General features: G+C 44.5%; 1 pseudogene. It reads right to left on the minus strand.

The features are described from left to right. Window positions 1–37: 37 nt before the first annotated feature. Window positions 38–1,129: pseudogene (locus tag AB6D58_RS24465) on the minus strand (IS4-like element ISVbsp1 family transposase); the annotation flags it as partial. Window positions 1,130–1,302 lie beyond the last annotated feature (173 nt).

The raw sequence follows: 1,302 nt of genomic DNA on the forward strand, positions 1-1,302 counted from the left end.
TAAAACTGACCCTAGTCGCTCGAACCCCGGCTTCTTAAGCTATCTTAACCATCTCTAATCGCACTAAGTTATAGGCAAGTAATACGCCCCAAAGCTCTTGCTTCACACCGGCAGAAAAACGACTTCGTAAAGTGACGTGACTTTGCAGTTGAGTCTGCTTAATTTCACCATAACCTTCTTCTATCTCCCAGCGTTGCCAATAAATACGCAGCAGGCTTTCTAGCGAGTATCTACTAGGGTCTGTAAGTGAAGTAATAAAACCTTTTATCTCACCTTTTGGCTCTTGATATAGGACTAATCTAGCTTCCCAACGTGCGGGTAAATTCGGATTCTGCCGTTGAGCTTGAGGAGAGATGGGCATTGAGATGAGCATGTCGTTCTCCGCATATTTCTCCAACACTTCATAGCGTAGCTTACGTTTTGCAGGCATTAACCAGTGAGCATTTTCCGCACTCTCTTGCCACGACAACAAGAGGTCTGCCGAGAAATAACAACGATCAAATAAGGTCAATGAATGTGCGGGGATATCATTGAATAGACGCTTAGCTAAGGTCGTTTCACCGACATGACAGCCATCAAAAGCCGCCCCCATAATCATTCGAGTTTCTGTTGACATCAAAGCGACTAAACGAAGTTGAGGGTAAGGTTTCAATTTTTTAGAGATGAACCCAAATTCTTCAGCGTTCTCTGGGGAATCTTGGCACCTAAATGTTGTTCCATCCACAGCAAGAACATTAAGCTCTAAGTCTTTATCTTGTTGAAGGATATCTCCGTTCCAAGCCTTTACCGTTGTGTGAAACAGAGCCGCTAATGGACTCTCATCTAGACGTCGGCGTGAATCAGTTAGGACACTAGGTGCAACACGAGACCAGCTATCTTCAGGTTTAGGCTGAAGCGCAATGTCTAATGAACTGCATACCTCTTTGATAGACATGTTGCGTTGCAGCCCCATCCAAATAACTAACCAGACAGCTTGCTGAGCGGGAAGCCGACGTCGTCTTATGCTCGCTTTATTAGTTTCAAGAAGAGCTTGTTCTATCCATTCAATCTGAATGGCGTCGACGACAGATTCATAATTGTCGGCATCTTCAATGGTCTCGTGTGCCATTGCTAATTCTTGTTCAAGCATAAAAAAATCCCCATCAACGTTGTTGATGGGGATTATCTGCTAACTGCAAGATCGTTCAAGTCTTCTTAAACGATCGGCATTAAACAGAAATGTTAGGGCTTTTTCGTGTCTAGTGTTTTGGTTTGCGACCAACGAGTCCCGGTGCCTGCAACCCCAGCCGTTCCGCCATTTAT

Origin of the sequence: Vibrio sp. 10N.239.312.D08, from assembly GCF_041466145.1 — a bacterium.
Taxonomy (GTDB): Bacteria; Pseudomonadota; Gammaproteobacteria; order Enterobacterales; family Vibrionaceae; genus Vibrio; species Vibrio crassostreae_C.